Consider the following 4222-nt stretch of genomic DNA (forward strand, 5'->3'; position numbering starts at 1 on the left):
CGGCGAAGGCGTTGTCATGGTCGCCGTGGATTAGCCATTAAACACGCGTTATCGTTGAACGACCTTCGCCGGCAAGCCGGCTCCTACAAGGGTTTTTTGCGGGCAAAAAAAAACGGTGCACCGACCAAGCGCACCGTAAAGCCGTAGAACACACAACGAAGTGTCGGGTATAGCCAATCAGTCCAGCAGCGCCAGTGCCTCGGCGGTGCATTCCTGAATGCGGGCCCAGTCGCCGTTCTTGATCCACTCGGGATCAAGCATCCAGCTACCGCCCACGCACATGACGTTTTTCAACGCCATGTAGCTTTTGATGTTGGCCGGGCTGACGCCACCGGTCGGGCAGAATTTCACTTCGCCGAACGGGCCGCCCAAGGCCTTGATGGCTGCCACGCCGCCGCTGACTTCCGCCGGGAACAGCTTGAAGCGGCGGTAGCCCAGGCCATAACCTTCCATGATGCCCGAGGCATTGCTGATGCCTGGCAGCAGCGGAATCGGGCTGTCGACGCTGGCTTCGAGCAGATCACGGGTGATGCCCGGCGTGACGATGAACTGCGAACCCGCGGCTTCGGCAGCCGCCAGCATGCTGCGATCGAGCACGGTACCGGCACCGGTCACCAGCTCCGGACGCTGCTCGCGCAGAATCTGGATAGCCTTGAGGCCGAACTGCGAACGCAGGGTCACTTCCAGGGCGGTCAGGCCTCCGGCCGCGAGGGCGTCGGCCAGCGGCAGGATGTCCTGTTCGCGAGCGATGGTAATCACCGGCAGGATCCGCGCCTTGGCGCAGAGGCTGTCGATCAGGGCAACTTTGTCCGCCATGGAAACGGTGGGGGATGTGTTTGTCATAGCGGCTGATCCTTGGCTCATGGGCACCAGTAAATCTCTAACGTAGGTTGCAGAAACGCGCGAACCGGCATGGCGGCGACATCGTCACCGGCCAATGCGGCACTCAGGGTGGTCAGCTTGGACTGACCGGAAATCGATAAAACCGTGTTCTTCGCCGAAGCCAGCAGCGCGCGACTCATGGTCAGGCGTTGATGCGGCACGGTCGGCGCCAGCATCGGGTAGCAACGACGTGTGCCGTCGGCTTTCAAGGCATCGCTCAGGTTCGGACTGTTGGGGAACAGCGAGGCGGTGTGACCGTCGTCGCCCATGCCGAGTATCAGCACGTCGATCGGCGGCAATTCCGCGAGCAAGCGATCCGCCTGCTCGGCCGCCAGTTCAAGGTTGGCCGTGGCGCTGTACAGACTCAGGAACTGCGCCTTGGCCGCCGGACCTTGCAACAGGTAACGCTTGAGCAGACCGGCATTGCTGTCGGCGTGTTCAACCGGTACCCAGCGCTCGTCGGCCAGGGTGACGACAACCTTGGACCAGTCCAGCGTCTGCTTGGCCAAGTGCTGGAAAAACGCCACCGGGCTGCGGCCACCGGACACCACCAGCGTTGCGGTACCGGTGGCATCGATCGCGTCACTCAGTTGCTTGGCCACGTTCAGCGCCAGCCCTTCGGCCAGCAACACCGGGCTCTTGAACTCACGGGCGCTGACGCCCTGAGGCAGTTTCAATTCAGATATCGCCATACCACGACCTCCCATCCCGCGTGATCAGTGCAATGGAGCTCATCGGTCCCCAGGACCCGGCCGCGTACGGCTTGGGCGCATCACCGGATTTTTTCCACCCGGCGATCAACTGGTCACACCACTTCCACGCGGCTTCGATTTCATCTTTACGGACAAACAGGTTCTGATTGCCGCGCATCACTTCCAGCAACAACCGCTCGTAGGCATCGGGAATCCGTGCGCTGCGATAGGTATCGGAAAAATTCAGCTGCAACGGACCGCTGCGCAGCTGCATGCCCTTGTCCAGGCCTTGTTCTTTGGTCATCACGCGCAAGGAAATGCCTTCGTCCGGTTGCAGGCGGATGATCAGCTTGTTGCTGATCTGCAGGCGCTGCTCGGGGGCGAAGATGTAGTGCGACGGTTCCTTGAAGTGGATGACGATCTGCGACAGCTTCTGCGGCATGCGCTTGCCGGTTCGCAGGTAGAACGGCACCCCGGCCCAACGCCAGTTGCGGATGTCGGCCCGCAGGGCGACGAAGGTTTCGGTGTCGCTCTGGGTGTTGGAATTCGGTTCTTCGAGGTAGCCCGGCACCGGCTTGCCTTCGCTGTAGCCGGCAATGTATTGGCCGCGCACGACCTGAGTGGTCAGGCCTTCCGGGCTGATCGGCGCCAGCGCCTTGAGCACTTTGACTTTCTCGTCACGGATGCTGTCGGCGGACAGGTCGGCCGGCGGGTCCATGGCGATCAGGCAGAGCAGTTGCAGCAGGTGATTCTGGATCATGTCCCGCAGCTGACCGGCCTTGTCGAAGTAACCCCAGCGGCCTTCGATCCCGACTTTCTCGGCCACGGTGATTTCCACGTGGGAGATGTAGTTCTGGTTCCACTGGGTTTCGAACAGGCTGTTGGCAAAACGCAGGGCGATCAGGTTCTGTACGGTTTCCTTGCCCAGGTAGTGGTCGATGCGATAGGTGCGGTTCTCCGGGAAGAACTGCGCCACGGCGTCGTTGACCTTGCGCGAGGACTCAAGGTCCGAACCGATGGGTTTTTCCAGTACCACGCGGGTGTTTTCAGTCAGGCCGACCTTCGACAGGTTCTCGCAGATCGCGCCGTAAACCGCGGCCGGGGTCGCGAAGTAGGCAATCACGCGCTGGGCGCTGCCGGCCATTTCGGCCAGGGCGACGTAGTCGTCAGCCTTGAGGAAATCGACGTGCAGGTAGCTCAGGCGGGCCAGGAAGCGTTCAACCACTGCGTCGTCCAGCTCTTTGTCGCTGACGTATCGGCGCAGCTCGGAGGCGATGAACGCCAGGTGCTGCTGCTCGCTGCCAGGTTCACGGGCCAGCGCGATGATGCGCGTATCCTCATGAAGCAGGCCTGCGCCATCCAGTTGGTAGAGGGCAGGAAACAGCTTGCGCAGGGCCAGATCGCCGAGGGCGCCGAACAAGGCAAAGGTGCACGGTTCAACCGTTATCGAAGGCATGATGTTTGTTCTTTTATCAAGTTAAGCTACAAATACCTTTTTTCAAGGCATGATTCAAGGGAAAATGTAGTAATAAACACAACATTTTACCGAAATAGACAATCCGAGTGGTGGTCGATCGGAGCCACCAGTAGGATAGGCCACCGTGACGGGCCCGATCAAAGTCCCAAATTGCATAGCCGGGGCCCTAATTTGCATTGCTCTCTTGTTTGCGGAGCTAAGGAAACAATATGGACCGCGTGCGAAATTTACTGGAGCAGATCCAGAATCGCCTTGAAGACCTGAACAAGGCTGAACGCAAAGTAGCCGAAGTGATCCTGCTCAACCCTCAGCAGGCCACCCGGTTCAGCATCGCCGCCCTCGCCCAGGCCTCGAAGGTCAGCGAGCCGACGGTCAACCGCTTCTGCCGTTCGTTCGGCGTCAGCGGTTACCCCGAACTTAAACTGCAGCTGGCCCAAAGCCTGGCCAGTGGCGCGGCGTATGTCAGCCGTGCGGTCGAGGCCGACGACAACCCGGAAGCGTATACCAAGAAGATTTTCGGCAGCGCCATCGCCTCGTTGGACAGTGCCTTGCAGGCGCTGGATCCGAACCTGATCAGCCGCGCCGTCGACCTGTTGATCCAGGCCCGGCAGATCCACTTCTTCGGCCTCGGCGCTTCGGCTCCGGTGGCGCTGGACGCGCAGCACAAGTTCTTCCGCTTCAACCTGGCCGTCACCGCCCATGCGGACGTGCTGATGCAGCGCATGATTGCTTCGGTCGCCCACACCGGCGAATTGTTCGTGATCATTTCCTACACCGGCCGCACCCGTGAACTGGTGGAAGTGGCGCGCCTGGCCAGGGAAAACGGCGCTTCGGTGCTGGGCCTGACCGCTGAAGGGTCGCCATTGGCCAAGGCCAGCACCTTGAGCCTGAACATTCCGCTGCCGGAAGACACCGACATCTACATGCCGATGACGTCGCGGATCATTCAGCTGACTGTGCTGGACGTGCTCGCCACCGGCATGACCTTGCGCCGGGGCGTGGATTTCCAGCCGCACTTGCGCAAGATCAAAGAAAGCCTGAATGCCAGTCGGTATCCGATTGGGGATGAGTTTAACTAGGCCGGCATCTTCATTGCCTGTCAGGGCCTCTTCGCTGGCAAGCCAGCTCCTACAGGTTGAGCGGCGGTCGCAAATTTTGTACTCGACGCGGA

General features: G+C 60.6%; 4 protein-coding genes. 1 reads left to right on the plus strand and 3 read right to left on the minus strand.

Translation table 11 applies throughout. The features are described from left to right. Positions 1-177: 177 nt before the first annotated feature. From BZ163_RS00340 to zwf, 3 genes are read right to left on the minus strand one after another with little or no spacing between them, the layout of a single operon-like run. Positions 178-843 carry a bifunctional 4-hydroxy-2-oxoglutarate aldolase/2-dehydro-3-deoxy-phosphogluconate aldolase gene (locus BZ163_RS00340; protein ID WP_128869358.1) on the minus strand — a complete coding sequence of 222 codons (666 nt, stop codon included), beginning with the start codon at positions 841-843 and terminating at the stop codon, positions 178-180. A 17-nt stretch (positions 844-860) separates the two neighbouring features. After that, positions 861-1574 carry a 6-phosphogluconolactonase gene (pgl, locus tag BZ163_RS00345; protein WP_128869359.1) on the minus strand — a complete coding sequence of 238 codons (714 nt, stop codon included), beginning with the start codon at positions 1572-1574 and terminating at the stop codon, positions 861-863. Further along, positions 1561-3030 (minus strand): glucose-6-phosphate dehydrogenase, encoded by a 1470-nt coding sequence (gene zwf, locus BZ163_RS00350; protein WP_128869360.1) that lies wholly within the window; start codon positions 3028-3030, stop codon positions 1561-1563. Before zwf ends, pgl begins: the two co-directional genes overlap by 14 nt. Before the next feature lie 239 nt (positions 3031-3269). Here zwf and BZ163_RS00355 point away from each other — a divergent pair, with 239 nt between their 5' ends. Further along, positions 3270-4130 carry a MurR/RpiR family transcriptional regulator gene (locus tag BZ163_RS00355; protein WP_178084775.1) on the plus strand — a complete coding sequence of 287 codons (861 nt, stop codon included), beginning with the start codon at positions 3270-3272 and terminating at the stop codon, positions 4128-4130. The last annotated feature ends 92 nt before the right edge of the window (positions 4131-4222 follow it).

Origin of the sequence: Pseudomonas sp. VI4.1 (assembly GCF_002029345.1) — a bacterium.
Classification (GTDB): Bacteria; Pseudomonadota; Gammaproteobacteria; order Pseudomonadales; family Pseudomonadaceae; genus Aquipseudomonas.